The organism is Pseudomonas lurida, from assembly GCF_013522705.1.
Classification (GTDB): Bacteria; Pseudomonadota; Gammaproteobacteria; order Pseudomonadales; family Pseudomonadaceae; genus Aquipseudomonas; species Aquipseudomonas quebecensis.
This window is the reverse complement of sequence record NZ_JAAMRE010000010.1, coordinates 1-17,862: the sequence shown is the minus strand read 5'-3', so window position 1 is coordinate 17,862 and position 17,862 is coordinate 1. Positions and strand designations below refer to the sequence as shown.

Here is a 17,862-nt window from a genome sequence, read left to right as displayed (position 1 = left end):
GTTTTCCTGATGAGTACCGTGCCCATGTCCAACAACAATAAAGAACTCACACTCAGCGCGCCCCTGAGCGGCCCCGTGCTGACCCTGGGCCAGGTCCCCGACGAGGTGTTCGCGAGCCACGCCATGGGCGACGGCATTGCCATCGACCCGTTGAACGACTGCCTGCATGCGCCCTGTGACGGGGTGATCATTCATGTCGCGCGCACCGGCCACGCGCTGACGATCCGCGCCGACAACGGTGCCGAACTGCTCATGCATGTGGGCATCGATACCGTGGAACTGAACGGCGAAGGCTTTGCGTTGCTGGTCAAGGACGGCGCGCGAGTGACAAACGGCCAGGCGCTGGTGCAGTTTGATCTGGATCGCCTTGCGCGCCGGTGCAAAAGTTTGGTCAGCCTGATCATCCTGACCAATGGCGAACAGTTCGAGCTGCAGCCTCTGGCGCGTAAAACGGTCAAGGTCGGCGAGCCGCTGATGCGGGTACTCGCTCGCTCGACCGTCGGTGATGAAACCGCTGTGGATAACGTGAGCGCTGAAGCCAGCGCCAGCGTGCGTATCACCCATCGGGGCGGTCTGCATGCGCGCCCTGCGGCGCTGATCCGCAAAACCGCACTGGGTTTCAGCAGCCAGGCACGCTTGCATTACGGCGATAAATCGGCGCCGTGCGACAGCCTGGTCGGCTTGATGGGCTTGGGGATCGGCGAGGGTGATGAAGTGCGGGTCAGCTGCCGTGGTACGGACGGCGAAGCGGCGTTGCAGGCATTGATTGCCGCCTTGTCAGTCCCGGTCACAGCACAACACGTCGCACCTGTAGCGGCGCCACCACGTCGGGCCAGCAACGAAGCCAACGTGCTGCAGGGCGTGTGCGCCGCGCCCGGCCTGGCGTGCGGGCCGTTGTTCCGCCTCGCCGGCATCGAACTGCCGGCGGATATCGGCACACACGCGGTCGACGACCAACGGCAACGCCTGGACGCCGCCCTGGAGCAAGTGCGCAGTGAAATCCGCACCACCCTGGACCACGCTCGCCAGCGCCAGCATGTCGAGGAAGAAGAGATCTTCGCCGCCCACCTCGCCCTGCTGGAAGACCCTGCCCTGATCGAAGCCGCCACCGCCGCCATCGAACACGGCAGCGCCGCCACTCATGCCTGGCGCGATGCCACCCAGGCCCAATGCACGGTGTTGCTCGCACTGGGTAAACCCTTGTTTGCCGAACGTGCCAACGACCTGCGCGACCTGCAGCAACGCGTGCTGCGCGCATTGCTGGGCGAGGCCTGGCACGTCGAATTGCCGGCCGGTTCGATTGTCAGCGCGCACGAGTTGACGCCTTCGGACTTGTTGCAACTGAGTGCGCAGCAAGCGGTGGGCATCTGCATGGCAGCAGGCGGGGCCACGTCCCATGTCGCGATCCTGGCGCGCGCTAAAGGCCTTCCCTGTGTGGTCGCGCTGGGCGCCGACGTGCTCGACGTGCCCCAGGGCCAGCGCGTGGTGCTCGACGCCGCCAACGGCCGCCTGGAACTGGCGCCCAGCGAGGCGCGCCACGCCCAGGTGCACCAGATTCGCGACGCGCAGCAACTGCGGCGTCAACAGCAACAGGCCCAGGCTCGACAGCCCGCGCGCACCCTCGACGATGTGAGCATTGAGGTGGCCGCCAATGTGGCCTCCAGTGCCGAAACCCAGGTGGCGTTTGAAAACGGTGCCGATGGCGTCGGCCTGCTGCGCACCGAGTTCCTGTTCGTCGACCGCCGCACCGCGCCGGATGAACAGGAGCAGCGCCAAGCCTATCAAGCGGTATTGGATGCCATGGGCGACAAGTCGGTGATCATCCGCACCATCGACGTGGGTGGCGACAAGCAGCTCGATTACCTGCCACTGCCCGTCGAGGCCAACCCGGTGCTGGGCCTGCGCGGCATTCGCATGGCCCAGGTCCGGCCGGAACTGCTCGACCAGCAACTGCGTGCGCTGCTGCAAGTGCGCCCGTTGGCGCGTTGTCGGATCCTGTTGCCGATGGTCAGTGAGGTGGACGAGCTGCTGCAGGTCCGCCAGCGCCTGGATGAGCTGTGCGCGGAGCTGGAACTGACCCAGCGCCCTGAACTCGGGGTGATGATCGAAGTGCCCGCCGCCGCGCTGATGGCCGAGCAACTGGCCGAGCATGCGGATTTCCTCTCGATCGGCACCAATGACCTGTCCCAGTACACCCTGGCCATGGACCGCGACCACGCCGGCCTCGCCGCACGGGTCGATGCCTTGCACCCGGCACTGCTGCGGCTGATCGCCCAGACCTGCGCCGGCGCGGCAAAACACGAGCGTTGGGTCGGTGTGTGCGGTGCCCTCGCCTCCGATCCGCTGGCCACGCCGGTACTGGTTGGCCTGGGCGTACGCGAACTGTCGGTGAGCCCGCTGCAGATCGGCGAAATCAAGGACCGCGTCCGCCACCTGGACGCGGCGCAATGCCGGCAATTGAGCCAAGGGCTGCTCGACCTGAGCAGCGCCAAAGCCGTTCGCCACGCCTGTCAACACCACTGGCCGCTGAGCTGACAACAACAAGAAAAAAGGAGACACGCCATGTATCAATACTTCATTGAAGGCCTGCAACGCCTGGGCCGGGCACTGATGCTGCCGATCGCAATCCTGCCGATCGCCGGCCTCTTGCTGCGCCTGGGCGACACCGACCTGCTGAACATCGCGGTGATGCACGACGCCGGCCAGGCGATCTTCGCCAACCTGGCGCTGATCTTCGCCATCGGCATCGCCGTGGGCTTTGCCCGCGACAACAACGGCACCGCCGGATTGGCCGGGGCCATCGGTTATCTGGTGATGATCTCCACCCTCAAGGTGATGGACAGCACCATCAATATGGGCATGCTTGCGGGTATCGCCAGCGGCTTGATGGCCGGCGCGTTGTACAACCGCTTCAAGGACATCAAGTTGCCGGAATACCTGGCGTTCTTCGGCGGGCGACGGTTTGTACCTATAGTCACCGGGTTTTCGGCCGTGGGCCTGGGCGTGGTGTTCGGCCTGATCTGGCCGCCGATCCAGCACGGCATCAACAGCTTCGGGGTGCTGCTGATGGAAAGCGGCAGCCTCGGCGCATTTGTGTTCGGTGTGTTCAACCGCCTGCTGATCGTCACCGGCCTGCACCACATCCTCAACAATATGGCCTGGTTCGTGTTCGGCAGCTTTACCGACCCGGCCACCGGCGCGGTGGTGACGGGCGACCTGACCCGCTATTTTGCCGGCGACCCCAAGGGCGGCCAGTTCATGACCGGCATGTTCCCGGTGATGCTGTTCGGCCTGCCCGCCGCGTGCCTGGCGATGTACCGCAGTGCCTTGCCGGAGCGGCGCAAGGTGATGGGCGGGATTTTCCTGTCGATGGCGCTGACCTCATTTTTGACCGGCGTGACCGAGCCGATCGAATTCGCCTTTATGTTTCTGGCGCCGTTTTTGTACCTGATCCATGCCGTGCTGACCGGCCTGTCGATGGCGATCACCAACATGCTGAACATCCACCTGGGCTTTACCTTCTCCGGTGGCTTTATCGACATGGTGCTGGGCTGGGGCAAGTCCACCAACGGCTGGCTGGTGGTGCCGGTGGGGCTGGCGTATGCGGCGATCTACTACTCGGTATTCAGCTATTGCATCCGCCGCTTCAACCTGAAGACGCCGGGCCGTGAAGATATCCAGGTGGCGCAGGCTGAAACGATGAGCGACAACCAACGCGCCACGGCGTACATCCGTGCATTGGGCGGCGCGGACAACCTGCTGAGCGTCGGCGCCTGCACCACGCGTCTACGCCTGGACATGGTCGACCGTAACAAGGCGGTGGATGCCGACCTCAAAGCGCTGGGCGCCATGGCCATGGTGCGGCCCGGCAATGGTGGGAGTTTGCAGGTCGTGGTCGGGCCGATGGCCGACAGCATCGCCGATGAAATTCGCCTCGCTATGCCGTCCTTTGTTGGCAGCACGCCGGCAGCGGCAGCGCCTGTGGATAAACCGCTGACGGTGGATGTGCAGGAAGCCGAAAAGTGGCTGAGCGCCCTGGGTGGCCGAGAGAATGTGCGGCAGTTGGAAGCCGTGGCGATGACGCGATTGCGGGTGGCGCTGAGGGACGATTCGGTGTTGTCCGAAGCTGATCTCACTGCCCTGGGTTGCCAGGGTGTCAGCCGACTGGAAAACGGGGTTTGGCACCTGTTGATGGGTGACAAGGCACCGGGATTGGGCGAGGCGTTGGAGCGGTTGGTCGGTGCTCAGCAGATCAGGACGGGGGCTTAAAGCTTCATTGTGAGGAATCTGCGAAAACTGAAGACATCTCTGAATAAAAAACCCGGCCTGAGCCGGGTTTTTTAATCGCGAAAAGCGCTTACACAGACGCCGCGCGTTGTTGCGCTTCGTAATGGCGAGTCTGAAAAGGCATCAACGCCTGAGCCTTCAAACCCAGCCCCTCACTCAGCCCCCAGGAAGCCGCCAGTTCATCACGGCGGCTGCGCAGCGCGACGGTGCCCTGTGGCTTCACGTCTTGCTTGGTGGCTGAAACTGAAAACAGCTCAAGAGCCTTCAACGCCTCCTTTACCCGGCTATCGGTCACACACGAAAACCGTGTGAAGCGTTCAAGCAAATAACCTGCGCGACGAAGCTCCAATTCGCTTGAGTGAGCGTCCAGAAAACTCTCCACTTCACCCACAATATTCATGTCCGAGTACCACACTGCTTTCGCTGCACTTACCAGCGTCTCGTCATCCGCCTGATTCAAAGGACTTTTGACCAGCGTGTCCAAGGCGGACGAGAGGACGGGACCGTTAAAAGGCTTCGCCATCTGTAGTCTCCAGATAATCGTGCAAGATATTGCTCAGAATGGATCTAGGCTGCTCTTTGTTGCCAACATACATATCAATCGCCTGCAACGCCAGCCCATGGAGCTCAGTGGTCAGGATGAAACCGGTCCTCAGCAACGCCATGATGTCGCTTATATCTTGATCAGTGGCCCTGCCCAATTTTGAGATTGCTATATCAATCGGTGCAGCTATATGCAGATGCAGTACGGACTCCAAAGGAAACTCTTCCAGAGGTAGACTTCGTTCCCAGTAATCTTCATGAAGTGGGCCGAAGCCAGTGTGGTATTGAAGGTCATAGTTCAGTTCCATCACGCGCCCAGACTGCTCGTCGAAAAATTGCTCGGGAAATTCTGCCAACAGTGTCTGAAGGCGCAGTTTGTTCCGAAAACTCACGCAATAAATCTCCGCATCAACGTCCGAAGAAATACGATGGTGCGTGTACAAGTGCACAGCACAACCTCCAAAGACAATCACCTTGACCGCGCCAGGCTTAGCGCCCTCAAGTATCAATTCCGCTTCGATGGATTTGAACATTGAAATCAACGCCTGCCCAAGAGGCGTGCGAGTATTTAGGCGCGGAACGACGACATCCGGAAACTTCATTATTGAATCTCAAGCCGATACGACGTTGCTGAACGGGCATTGAATTCAAATCCCGATCGCCGTTTTTCAGCGACCGTGGGAGGCTATTGAGGCAGGTTCCGAGAGACAACCTGAAAGACTTGTCGGAAATGTCCGAAGCGACTATTCCAACGCAGTCACAGCATAGGTATCCGCAAATTTTGAAGGCTGACACATAACTCTGTGGTGAGCAGGCTTGCCCTGCGCTGGGCTGCGAAGCAGCCCCCAAATCAAGCGCCTCGGTGTGCCAGATAAAACCACATTGTCTGGAGTGGGGCCGCTTCGCAGCCCAGCGCAGGGCAAGCCTGCTTACCACAAGAACCTCATTTCTCAGCTTATGTTCACCGAAGCTGTGTAGATACCCCATGGCCGTCACCGGCAAGCCCGCCGACCTGACAGTTCCCATGCGCCCCTGCGCCTGATCCCGCTACTTATTTACGGCCTGCCGCCCACCACGGTTCTCCATGCTGAGGGCTCTACCCCTCGCATGGAGCGCGTACCCGTGAGCACGACCAGCCCGTCCTTTGACGACATCAAAGGCTACCTCAACCAGATCGGCCATCATTTGCTCAAGGCTCAGGCACCGTTGCTGCCGCAGGCCGAGCCGTCGCAGGAACTGCGTTACCTGGAGCGCCTGAACGGTATCCTCAAGCCCTATCACCAAGCGTTCATCGCCAAGGGTCGCAGCCACTACCAAGCCTTGCACAACCTCGACCTGCAAAGCGCCGGCGGGCAAACCCTGCTTGCCGAGCTCAAGGCCACGTTGAATAAGCAACTGCTGGAAATGGACCTGCGGGAGCAGGTCGATGGCAAGCCACGCAAGTCTTTCATGGTCTTTGAGGCGGGTTTTACTGCCCTGGATAACGAAGCCAGGCTCGGCGTGCAGGATCGGCTGCTGCACCCGCAGGAAGGTGAAATCCTCGGCAAAGTGCCGCTGGGCCCGACCCTGCGCCCCGGGCTGTACGCGTTGCAGTTCACCTACCAGCAGGCAACGGTGGAGCTGGCCGGCGCGTTCGTCGTCACGCAGCTCAACAGCCCCGTAGTGACTGCGCTGACCACGACGCAAGGCGTGGGCCAGGTGATGCTGTTCACCCCGCTGCGCGGGATCGAGTCATTCGACTCGCTGGCCGACCTGAATAAGCATTTACTCAAGAGCCTCGACCACCGCAGCGGCCGCGAGGAGTTCATGAACCTGCTGCCGGCCCGTTACCAGGCGCTGACGGCCGCCGGCATCTGGCCGTTGATGCTGTCGCCCATCGTCGATAAACCGCTGTTCGAACACACGTTCCAGGCGCTGGTCGACAAGCGCAGCGCGGATGTCGAGCGAGCCCTGAGCCTGGCCGACAACCCCACGCAGGACGCTGCGCAACTGATCGACGACTTGGACCGCGCCATCGCCGCCGCCCTGCCCGACCTCGATGCGCGCCTGGAGCTGCGCGCCCAGGCCTTGCTCGAACGCTGCCTGCGCTACAGCGCCCCGGCCTGGTACCGCAGCGCCAGCGAGGCACGTCGTGCGACGTTGGCGCAGCACCTGGCCGAGTACGACCAGGCGCGCCACACCCTGTTGAGCCTGCTCGGCCCCGCCGCCACCCCGCACACCCTGGCACGCCATGAGTGGCTTGAGCGTTTGAGCGATGATTTGGCTATCCACGACCTGGAGCCGGAACACCTGCAAGTCAGCACGCGCCGTTTCGTTACAGGCGTGGGGCATTACGAGCAGACCCATACGTTGACTGAGCTGGCATTGCGCGGCCTGCATGACGGCGACGAACAGTTCGGCTCGGACTTCCTCAGCCAGACCACGCTCACCTGCGATGACGCGCCATTGCCCGAGCGCTACGCTGACCTGACCCCGACATGGCTCGTCGACCAGTTGAAAACCCTGCACCCGCGTGTCGCCTTCGCCCCTGTACAGCACGAGCTGCATCACCGGGAAGAAGTGCGGCACGCTATCGAACGTCTGCTCGAACAGCGGATCAACGCCCTTGCCTACATCGCCGTGCTGCAAGGCCACCTCGGTGAAGATGATTTCCAACTGATCCAGCGCCTGCGCCAAGGTCCCGACACCCCGGAGAGCACCACGGTGCTCAGCGCCAACACGCTCTCACTCCACGGCGCCCAGCTTCAAGACATGTGGGCACTGCGCCAGAAAAATCCGCAGGGCCACGTCACCCGCGTGCTGTTGTGCACGCCAGGCGCGCCTCGCGAGCAACAGTTCCAGGTGTTTGATTCCGACAGGGCCTGCCAGCAGCACATCCTGGGGTGGGCCATGGACAATGGCGTGAAGGCCGCGCCCGGTACGCTGACCGACTACCTGATCAGCCGAGTGCCCTTGCGCTTTCAAAAAGCCATGAAGCAAGTGCTCACCGGCCTGAGCTTCAAGCCCCATGCACAGGAATACGCCGAAATCACCTTCAGCCCGGCCGACAGCCAGCGCCAGTGCCTGACATCCATGGCCGAACACGTGCTCACCACGCGCACGGATGACTACGACTTCGGCACACCGGCCTGGTATCGCTCAACCACCGAGGCTATCAGGCGAAAACTCCTGACGCTGGCCGAGGATGCCGAGGGCGCCTTGCGCGCCTACACCGACGAACCGTTGTCCCTGTCGACGTTTCCCAGCTTCACCACGTACCTGCACGAACAGGCCAAGCGGCAACTGAACCAATTGCTGGGGCGTTCCGGTAACGATGTCGATCCGGATACGGTATGGGCCTACTCGCCACCTTCGCTGGTGGGCACCTGGACGCCGCCACCCTTGACATACACCCAGTTGTTCCGCGATGGCTATGCCGATGGCATCGGTTTTCTCGATGAAAAATTCTCGCGCTCGGCGACGTTCAAGGGACCCGAAGGCATCGACTTGAGCACCTTGACCGCGCAAACAGTAGCGCGCTCGGTCACGGGGGTATGGATCGGCCAACGGTATATCGACAAAGTCCGCGCTGAACTACTGAGCCCAGACAGCCAGGGTTATGCCTACCGGCGCAACGCAACCCTGGCGATCACCCAGCTGCACATGCACAGCGCCGCGCTGGAATCGCGATTGCAAGGGCACATCGCCGCAGTGGACTTGGACTGGTTGGAAAAAAGCATCGCCAGCCTGGGCGATACATCGGCCCGCACCCGTGGCAACTACGCCATCCACCGCCTGATGGTGGACGGTGAATGGGTAATCGATACCCTGTTGTTCAGCCATGCCGACAACCCCGTCCTGCTTTACACGCCCCAGGCTCCGGATGGCATTCAGTTTCGCGAAGCGCGGCAGTTCAATTACCTGTTGAAAAAGCAGCCAGGCATGATCGAGTACCTTTGCAGTCGCATGGCCCGACAGTCCCAGGTTCGTATGCGAAGCTTCCTGGAAAACGCACGCAAAGCGCTGCCTGAACACCTGAATAAAACCGATATCAGCCCTGCGCGCTACGACTCCACCCGTCGCGTAACCCCACTGCTCGACCTGCGCCAAGCCTTGTACAACATGAAATTGCAGCGCCGGATCGATGACGTCCGAGGTTCGACATCGGACCGCACGCAGATGATCGGCGCGATCGTCTGGAGCTGTGTGGAGTGGATAGCGGCCGTTGCCACCGCCCCCTTCCCGCTCGTGAGTCTGGCTACCGGCCTGTTGCTGGCCTTCAAGGACGCCATGCTCGCCCTGCACGCTTATCACCAGGGCGACAACGCTGGCGCCTTTGAGCACTTCATGGGCTACTTGTTCAACAGCGCCGGCGGCCTGCTGACCGACCTGCGCCCGGCGTTGCGCGCACTGCCACGATTTAGCCGTCCGTCGCGCCTACCGGCCGCCAGCCCCGAACATGCCCGGGCCATGAACCGCCTGCAGACCCTGGAAAGCGCCCGGCCGGCGCTCTCGAACATGCAGCCGGTGCTCTTCTACGGCCAGCCACATTGGGCGCCCAAAACACCGGATGTATTGGGGCGTTACCTGTTGTACCGACTGGACCCGACCAGCGGGCAACTGCGGTCGACCACCCGCCTGGCAACGCCGACCGCCGACGGTGGATGGGTGCGCAGTGGCGTGTCGGGCGGCGCGCCCAAGTTTGAAAAACTCCCGAACTCGCCCGAGACACTCAAGCCTTATGAAATGCCTGCCAAACACTGGCGTGATCTTGAACGGGTAATGGACCCGCAGCTCAAGGCCGACCTGATGGCACAAAGCGAGTGGGCGACCAATAGCCCGTTGCACGCTCTGCCGACAGTCATCGACGAACTGCGCCCGATCCGCACGCTCTACCTGCAGCAGGTTGAACGGCTGACCCGCGATGCCAAGGCTTTTTTCGATGCGCTGGAGCCGATTGTCCCGCGTGTCGACGTGCTCCTGTTCGAGGCCAGTGCCAGCGCCGAACACATCATCCAGCAGTTGTTCAAAGAACGTTCAGGCTGGATCATCGGCCAGGTTGCCGCCTCCATCGCCAGTAAGCAGTTCCTGATCGACAACATGGATGCGCTGGTCCGACAAGGCCTCAAGCGCCTGTACGTGGAATACCTGCCGGCCGATGTGTTCCGCCTCAAGCTGGATAAGTTCAACGCCGGTAAATCCTGGCGGCATATCGAAAAACACTTGGCGGCCGTCGACAAGGCCTTGGGTTTCAGCCAGGGCGCTCAATACTCGTACCTGGCCCTGGCGCGCAAGGCGCGTGAAAAAGGAGTGAAGCTATTGCCGCTGGATGCCTCGACGTCATACCAATTGGAAGACGCCCTGCAATTGGGTGAGACCGCGCCCACCACCCCGCGCAGCAACAACTTGCGCAATTTCTACTCGCATCGCCTGCTCGAAGCCGACGTCGCCGCCGCGCCCGATGAACGCTGGGTGGCCCTGGTGGATCAGACCCGCATGAGCACGTTCGAACAGGTGCCCGGGCTTGCGGACCTGCATAAAACCATCGCGTTGCGCATTCAAGACGTCTCCGCCGGCCAACCGGTGGGTATCTGGGCGGACGCCGCCGGAGCCATACCGGGGGATGCCTTGGCCAAGGGCGACTATAAGCTCACGCTGCAGACCGCCTACAAGGCCGCCGAAGCGCCGCCCGCCTCCGCTGCTAGCCCTCGTGCGGCGACGCAGCATTTCAGTGAGTTCGATTCAGTAGCCGAGCATCATGCAACCCTGGCCGAGTTGTCGATGCACCCCCGCGGCCTGGACACCCGCTACGGGCCCTCCAGCCCACTTCACGTCGAGGCGTTCAATGCCTTCCAGAAAACCCGCTCACGCCTGAAGGAAGCCGCCGAGCACTTCTTCACCGACTATGCGCCCGCACCGCGCCCCATATTGCCGACGGTACCGGCCGAGGTAACGCTGGAATCGTTTCTCAAGCAAGTGGCGGACGGGCCTTTCTCCGGGTTGGTGATCGGTGAAGCGCACAATGCACAGTCAAGCAAAGCGCTGCTCAGGACCCATATGAAAAGCATCAAGGAAGCAGGCTTCCAGACACTCTACGTCGAACACCTGCTGACGGATTTGCACCAGGCCGAGCTGGACATATTCCATCGCACTCAACGCTTTCCGGAACGTCTCAAGTCTTATTTGAAAGCTCAAGACGGCGGCCATATGCCTAGGTATAGGGGCCTTGATACCTACTCGAACACCATCCAGGCTGCGGCCAAGCACGGTATTCGCGTACGGGCACTGGACTGCACCGCCAGCTATCACCTGCGCGGCTTGCGCGGCAATGGCAAATCCCGGACACAGATGTTCAACTACTTCGCCTCGCGAGTTATTCAAGACGACCAGGCCCGCCACGGTCCTCATAAGTGGGTGGCCTTCGTCGGCAGCTCGCATACCAATACTTACCAGAGCGTTCCCGGCCTGGTGCAACTGCAGGATGCAGTCAGCCTGCATGTGCAAGACACCGCATCTGGCTTGGGCAAACGCATTCATCCTGGTTTCTGGGAGGCCAAGCAAGAAGGCATGCCCGGACGCTGGAAGGCGGTGCGCAGCGACTTCAAGCTGGAGGTCGAGGTCGCCACCAGGGAGGCGCCTGCGCCTTTTGTCCCGGTTGACCGGTCACGCCTGAACCAACGCGGTCACTTCCTGATCGAGCGCCCTTCGGCCGCCGAGACCCATTTGCTGCATCACTCCAACACGGGAGAGATTATTTCCACACCCATCCAGGTGGACGATAACGGGCTGTTTTTCATCAACCGCTGGGGCTTCGATGCACGGCGCTTTGAAGACCAAGACATTCTGATCGAAACGCTCAAGGCCGAGGTGCACCTGACACCCGCGCCCTGAAACGCAGTCAACAAAAAACCCGCTGGCCAGACGGCCCAGCGGGTTTCCCGTGGTTGCAGCGGGCGGCTCAAAAGTCCGCCAGCTGCCATACCTCATACGCCGGCGTTTCGTACGGGTGGCTGAGTTTGAGCGCGGCCACCACCGCTCCGATCAGTTCATCCGCCACCACCAGCTCAACTTTCCATTCCTCGACCACTTCAACCCGGCCCACTTGCCCGATAAACGGCTGGCTGCCGTCCAACGCGCGAAACTGGCCCTGGCCCAGCACTTGCCAGGCGCAGCTGTCGTAGTCACCGATGCGCCCGCCGCCGGCTTCGAAGACGGCGGCTTTCACCGTCTCCACATGGCTGTCGGGCACGAAGAAGCTGAGCTTGTACACCGCCTTAGTTCACCCACACGCGCGCGTTGCGGAACATGCGCATCCAGGCGCCGTCTTCGTCCCACTCTTCCGGGCGCCACGAGTTCTGCACGGCACGGAACACACGCTCCGGGTGCGGCATCATGATGGTCACGCGACCGTCGCGGCTGGTGAGGCCGGTGATCCCGCGCGGCGAGCCGTTAGGGTTGGCCGGGTAGGTCTCGGTGACTTTACCGTGGTTGTCGACGAATCGCAGAGCCACGGTGCCGGACAGGTCGGCTTCGAGCAACGCTTCTTCGCTGGCGAACTCGGCATGGCCTTCGCCGTGGGCGATGGCGATCGGCATGCGCGAACCGGCCATGCCTTGCAGGAAGATCGAGTTGGACTCCTGCACCTGCACCATGGCCACGCGGGCTTCGAACTGCTCGGAGCGGTTGCGCACAAAGTGCGGCCAGAACTCGCTGCCCGGGATCAGTTCGCTGAGGTTGGACATCATCTGGCAACCGTTGCACACACCCAGGGTGAAGCTGTCGTTGCGCTCGAAGAACCCCTGGAACGCATCGCGGGCACGGCTGTTGAACAGCGCCGACTTGGCCCAGCCTTCGCCGGCACCCAGCACGTCGCCGTAGGAGAAACCACCGCAGGCCACCAGGCCCTTGAACTCGTTGAGGTCGACGCGACCGGCGAGGATATCGCTCATGTGCACGTCGATCGCATTGAAACCGGCGCGGTCGAACGCAGCCGCCATTTCCACCTGACCGTTGACGCCCTGCTCACGCAGCACGGCCACCTGTGGGCGAATGCCCTTCTTGATGTACGGCGCGGCGATGTCCTGGTTGACGTCGAAGCTGAGCTTGGTGCTCAGGCCCGGATTGTCTTCTTCCAGGATCACGTCGAATTCCTGCTCGGCGCAGTCGGCGTTGTCGCGCAGGCGTTGGATCTGGTAGCTAGTCTCGGCCCACTGGCGTTGCAGCAGACGGCGCTGGCCGGTGAACACGGTGTCGCCGTTGAACGAGATGTTGATTTCGCCGTTGTTGATCGGCTGACCGATCACCGCCACGCAATCGGCCAGGCCGGCGGCGCTGAACTGAGCCAGCACATCCGGGGTCGCGTCCTGGCGTACCTGGATCACCGCACCTAACTCTTCGTTGAACAGGATGCCGTTGATCTCGGACGCATCCTCGGCAACGCTGTCGAGCACGATGTTCAGGCCGCAGTGACCGGCGAAGGCCATCTCGACCACACTGGTCAGCAGGCCGCCGTCGGAACGGTCATGGTAGGCCAGCAGGTGGCCGTCGGCGTTGAGGCCCTGGATCACGGCGAAGAAGGCTTTGAGGTCTTCGGCGTCGTCGACGTCCGGGGCCTGCTTGCCGAGTTTGCCGTGGGTCTGCGCCAGGATCGAGGCGCCCATGCGGTTCTGGCCACGGCCCAGGTCGATCAGCACCAGGTCGGTGGTGCCCTTGTCCATGCGCAGTTGCGGGGTCAGGGTCTGGCGGATATCGGTGACCGGCGCGAAACCGGTGACGATCAGCGACAGCGGCGAGGTGACGCTCTTGTCGGTGCCGTCTTCGTTCCAGCGGGTGGCCATGGACATCGAGTCCTTGCCCACCGGAATGGTGATGCCCAGCTCCGGGCACAGCTCCATGCCGACCGCTTTTACGGTGTCGTACAGGCGCGCGTCTTCACCGGGGTGACCGGCGGCGGACATCCAGTTGGCCGACAATTTGATGTCGGACAGCTTGCCGATGCGCGACGCGGCGATGTTGGTGAGGGTTTCACCGATGGCCATGCGGCCCGACGCCGGAGCGTCCAGCAGGGCCAGCGGGGTACGTTCGCCCATGGCCATGGCTTCACCGGTGTAGACGTCGAAACTGGTGGCGGTGACGGCCACGTCAGCCACCGGGACCTGCCACGGGCCGACCATTTGGTCACGGGCCACCAGGCCGGTGATGGTGCGGTCGCCGATGGTGATCAGGAAGCTTTTGCTCGCCACGGCCGGGTGATGCAGCACGCGTTCGATACTGTCGGCCAGGTCCAGGGCGCTTGGGTCGAAATCATCGCCCAACTCGGTTTCACGTACCGCCGAACGGTGCATGCGCGGGGCTTTGCCCAGCAGCACTTCGAGCGGCATGTCCACCGGGCTGTTGCCGAAGTGGCTGTCGGTGACGGTCAACTGCGGCTCGGCAGTGGCTTCGCCGACCACGGCAAACGGGCAGCGCTCGCGCTCGCAGATGGCCTGGAAGCGCGCAAAGTCGTCAGGGCCGACCGCCAGTACGTAGCGTTCCTGGGATTCGTTGCTCCAGATTTCGTGCGGGGCCATGCCCGGCTCGTCGTTTGGAATGTTGCGCAGTTCGAAGCGGCCACCGCGGTCGCCGTCGTTGACCAGTTCCGGGAAGGCGTTGGACAGGCCGCCCGCGCCGACGTCGTGGATGAAGCTGATCGGGTTCTTGTCACCCAACTGCCAGCAACGGTCGATGACTTCCTGGCAGCGGCGCTCCATCTCAGGGTTTTCGCGCTGTACCGAAGCGAAGTCCAGGTCCGCCGAGCTGGTGCCGGTGGCCATGGAGGAAGCCGCGCCGCCGCCCAGGCCGATCAGCATTGCCGGGCCGCCGAGCACGATCAGCTTGGAGCCGACCAGAATCTCGCCTTTCTTGACGTGTTCTTCACGGATGTTGCCCATGCCGCCGGCCAACATGATCGGCTTGTGGTAACCGCGCACCTCGTCGCCACGCGGGGTGGTGATGGACTGTTCGAAGGTACGGAAGTAACCGGTGAGCGCCGGACGGCCGAATTCGTTGTTGAACGCCGCGCCGCCGAGCGGGCCTTCGATCATGATGTCCAGCGCGGTGACGATGCGCTCAGGCTTGCCGTACGGCACTTCCCAAGGCTGTTCGAAACCCGGGATCTGGAGGTTGGACACGGTGAAACCGGTGAGGCCCGCCTTGGGCTTGGCGCCACGGCCGGTGGCACCTTCGTCACGGATTTCGCCGCCCGAACCGGTAGCTGCGCCAGGGAACGGGGCAATCGCGGTCGGGTGGTTGTGGGTCTCGACCTTCATCAGGATGTGCACCGGCTCCTGCACCGCGCCGTACTGGCGGGTTTCCGGGTCCGGGAAGAAACGGCCGGCAACGCTGCCGACGATCACCGAGGCGTTGTCCTTATAAGCCGACAGAACGCCTTCGCTGTGCATCACGTAGGTGTTCTTGATCATGCCGAACAGGCTTTTTTCCTGGCTTTCGCCGTCGATGTCCCAACTGGCGTTGAAGATCTTGTGACGGCAATGCTCGGAGTTGGCCTGGGCGAACATCATCAGTTCGATGTCGTGCGGGTTGCGCTTGAGGCCGTTGAAGGCGTTGACCAGGTAGTCGATCTCGTCTTCGGCCAGGGCCAGGCCCAGTTCGGTGTTGGCCTTCTCGAGGGCGGCGCGGCCACCGCCGAGCACGTCGATCGCGGTCAGCGGCTTGGGCTCGGCGTGGCTGAACAGGCCGGCGGCCTGTTCCAGCTGGCCGACGATGATCTGGGTCATGCGGTCGTGCAGGCTGCTGGCGATCAGCTCGGCTTCGGCGTCGCTGAACTGCCCGGCGACGTAGAAGGCGATACCGCGTTCCAGGCGCTGGATGCTCGACAGGCCACAGTTACGGGCGATATCGCTGGCCTTGCTCGACCAGGGCGAGATGGTGCCGAACCGTGGCAGAACCAGGAACAAGCGGCCGGTGGGCTCTTGAACGGGAACGCTGGGACCGTACTTCAGAAGGCGTGCCAGCACTTGCTGTTCGTCGGCGGTCAAGACGCCGGTTACGTCGGCGAAGTGAGCAAATTCAGCATACAGGCCTGTAACAGCTGGAACCTTCTGGCTCAGTTGCTCAAGGAGTTTGCTGTGGCGAAAGGCAGAAAGGGCAGGAGCGCCGCGCAGGATCAACATCTTCGGGACAGCCTCGGGAAGGGGTGTGCTTTGAGGCCGTGCATTCTAGCGTAAACCGCCGCCAACGGCACCCGAAACGGCACCGCTGGCCGCTGCCGAACGTCAGTTGGCCAACATTGCAGGCCGCCGACGCGTTATCGCCGCTATTGGGCGCAGTTATTTTAACCGTCACAATCGCCCGCCAATGCCCATTTCTGCGGGCTGCAGCACAGTTTCAGCGGCGCTAGCAGACAAGTCCGCCGCTGTCGAGATATGGCGCCGTGGGCCGTTTGCGTATACTGCGCAGATGTTCTCCCCAACTGCTTTGCGCCCGCGATGCGCCAGATGGCTCATCGCAACCGGACTCTTCCTGATGCTCAGCGCCTGTGTTGATAAGCCCAGCACGCTCGAGCGAATCAAGGAGGATGGCGTATTGCGGGTGATTACCCGAAACAGCCCGGCGACTTATTTCCAGGACCGCAACGGTGAAACCGGTTTCGAATACGAACTGGTCAAGCGTTTTGCCGATGACCTGGGGGTGAAGCTGGAAATCGAGACCGCCGACAACCTTGACGACCTGTTCGGCCAGTTGGGCAAACCCAACGGCCCGGTGCTCGCCGCCGCCGGCCTGGTCAGCAGCCAGGAGCGCCAGCAGCAGGTACGTTTCTCCCACCCGTACCTGGAAGTGACCCCGCAGGTTATCTACCGTAACGGCCAGTCGCGCCCGACCAATGCGGCGGACTTGGTGGGCAAGAAGATCATGGTGCTCAAGGGCAGCACCCACGCCGAACAACTGGCCGAGCTTAAAAAGCAGAATCCCGCCATCGAATACGAAGAATCCGACGCCGTCGAGGTGGTCGACCTGCTGCGCATGGTCGACGAAGGGCAAATCGACCTGACCCTGGTGGACTCCAACGAAGTGGCGATGAACCAGGTGTACTTTCCCAATGTGCGCGTCGCGTTCGACCTGGGCGATGCCAGCAACCAGAGCTGGGCCGTGGCCGCCGGTGACGACAACAGCCTGCTCAACGAAATCAACGGTTACCTCGACAAGGTGCAAAAGAATGGCACCCTGCAACGGCTCAAAGACCGCTACTACGGGCATGTCGATGTGCTCGGCTACGTCGGCGCCTACACCTTTGCCCAGCATTTGCAGCAGCGCCTGCCCAAGTACGAAAAGCACTTCCGGGCCTACGCCAAGGAAGAAAAGGTCGACTGGCGCCTATTGGCCGCCATCGGCTACCAGGAGTCACTCTGGCAGCCGGCGGTCACCTCCAAGACCGGCGTGCGCGGCCTGATGATGCTGACCCAGAACACCGCCCAGGCAATGGGCGTGTCCAACCGGCTGGACGCCAAGCAAAGCATCATGGGCGGCGCCAAGTACCTGGCCAGGATCAAAAACGAACTGGACGACAGCATCGCCGAGCCGGATCGCACCTGGTTCGCCCTCGCGGCCTACAACGTGGGCACCGGCCACCTGGACGACGCGCGGCTGCTGGCAAAAAAAGAAGGCTTGAACCCGAACAAGTGGCTGGACGTGAAAAAAATGCTGCCGCGCCTGTCGCAGAAGCAGTGGTACAGCAAAACCCGCTACGGCTACGCACGCGGCGGTGAACCGGTGCACTTCGTGGCGAACATCCGGCGTTACTACGACATCCTCACCTGGGTGACCCAGCCGCAGCTGGAAGGCAACCAGGTGGTCGAAGGCAACCTGCATGTGCCGGGTGTGGACAAGACCAAGCCGCCGGAAGAAACCCCGCCGTTATGATCGTTCCTCACGCTCCGCGTGGGAATGCATCCGGTGACGCTCTGCGTCACGACGTTAAGAGCGGACGCAGAGCGCCCAGAGCGGCGTTCCCACGCGGAGTGGGAACGATCATCGAGGGCAAGCCCTCTCCCACAT

At 62.3% G+C, this 17,862-nt stretch carries 8 protein-coding genes; 4 read left to right on the top strand and 4 right to left on the bottom strand.

Going from position 1 to position 17,862, the window contains the following annotated elements:
- Positions 1–24 precede the first annotated feature (24 nt).
- Both ptsP and nagE read left to right on the top strand, forming a co-directional pair.
- Positions 25–2,535 carry a phosphoenolpyruvate--protein phosphotransferase gene (ptsP, locus tag G7025_RS10750; RefSeq protein ID WP_181078882.1) on the top strand — a complete coding sequence of 837 codons (2,511 nt, stop codon included), beginning with the start codon at positions 25–27 and terminating at the stop codon, positions 2,533–2,535.
- A 27-nt stretch (positions 2,536–2,562) separates the two neighbouring features.
- Positions 2,563–4,269, top strand: a complete 1,707-nt coding sequence (gene nagE / locus G7025_RS10745) for an N-acetylglucosamine-specific PTS transporter subunit IIBC (RefSeq protein ID WP_181078881.1) — start codon at positions 2,563–2,565, stop codon at positions 4,267–4,269.
- Positions 4,270–4,357: 88 nt separating this feature from the next.
- Here nagE and G7025_RS10740 read toward each other — a convergent pair whose 3' ends face one another.
- Positions 4,358–4,810, bottom strand: coding sequence for a hypothetical protein (locus G7025_RS10740; RefSeq protein ID WP_181078879.1), 453 nt, complete (start codon positions 4,808–4,810; stop codon positions 4,358–4,360).
- Positions 4,794–5,432 (bottom strand): DUF6036 family nucleotidyltransferase, encoded by a 639-nt coding sequence (locus tag G7025_RS10735; RefSeq protein ID WP_181078878.1) that lies wholly within the window; start codon positions 5,430–5,432, stop codon positions 4,794–4,796. Before G7025_RS10735 ends, G7025_RS10740 begins: the two co-directional genes overlap by 17 nt.
- A gap of 520 nt (positions 5,433–5,952) precedes the next feature.
- Between G7025_RS10735 and G7025_RS10730 the strand changes: the two genes are divergently transcribed.
- The gene (locus G7025_RS10730) at positions 5,953–11,700 is read left to right on the top strand and encodes a membrane-targeted effector domain-containing toxin (RefSeq protein WP_181078876.1); all 5,748 of its coding nucleotides are present in this window, start codon (positions 5,953–5,955) and stop codon (positions 11,698–11,700) included.
- A 67-nt stretch (positions 11,701–11,767) separates the two neighbouring features.
- Here the strand turns inward: G7025_RS10730 and G7025_RS10725 are convergent, their stop codons facing one another.
- Together G7025_RS10725 and purL are read right to left on the bottom strand one after the other, a co-directional pair.
- Positions 11,768–12,079 carry an NGG1p interacting factor NIF3 gene (locus G7025_RS10725; protein ID WP_181078874.1) on the bottom strand — a complete coding sequence of 104 codons (312 nt, stop codon included), beginning with the start codon at positions 12,077–12,079 and terminating at the stop codon, positions 11,768–11,770.
- Between the two features lie 4 nt (positions 12,080–12,083).
- A complete protein-coding gene (gene purL / locus G7025_RS10720; RefSeq protein ID WP_181078872.1) occupies positions 12,084–15,980 on the bottom strand; it encodes a phosphoribosylformylglycinamidine synthase in 3,897 nt (1,298 codons plus the stop codon).
- A 286-nt stretch (positions 15,981–16,266) separates the two neighbouring features.
- Between purL and mltF the strand changes: the two genes are divergently transcribed.
- Positions 16,267–17,727, top strand: a complete 1,461-nt coding sequence (gene mltF, locus G7025_RS10715) for a membrane-bound lytic murein transglycosylase MltF (protein ID WP_181078870.1) — start codon at positions 16,267–16,269, stop codon at positions 17,725–17,727.
- Positions 17,728–17,862: the final 135 nt, after the last annotated feature.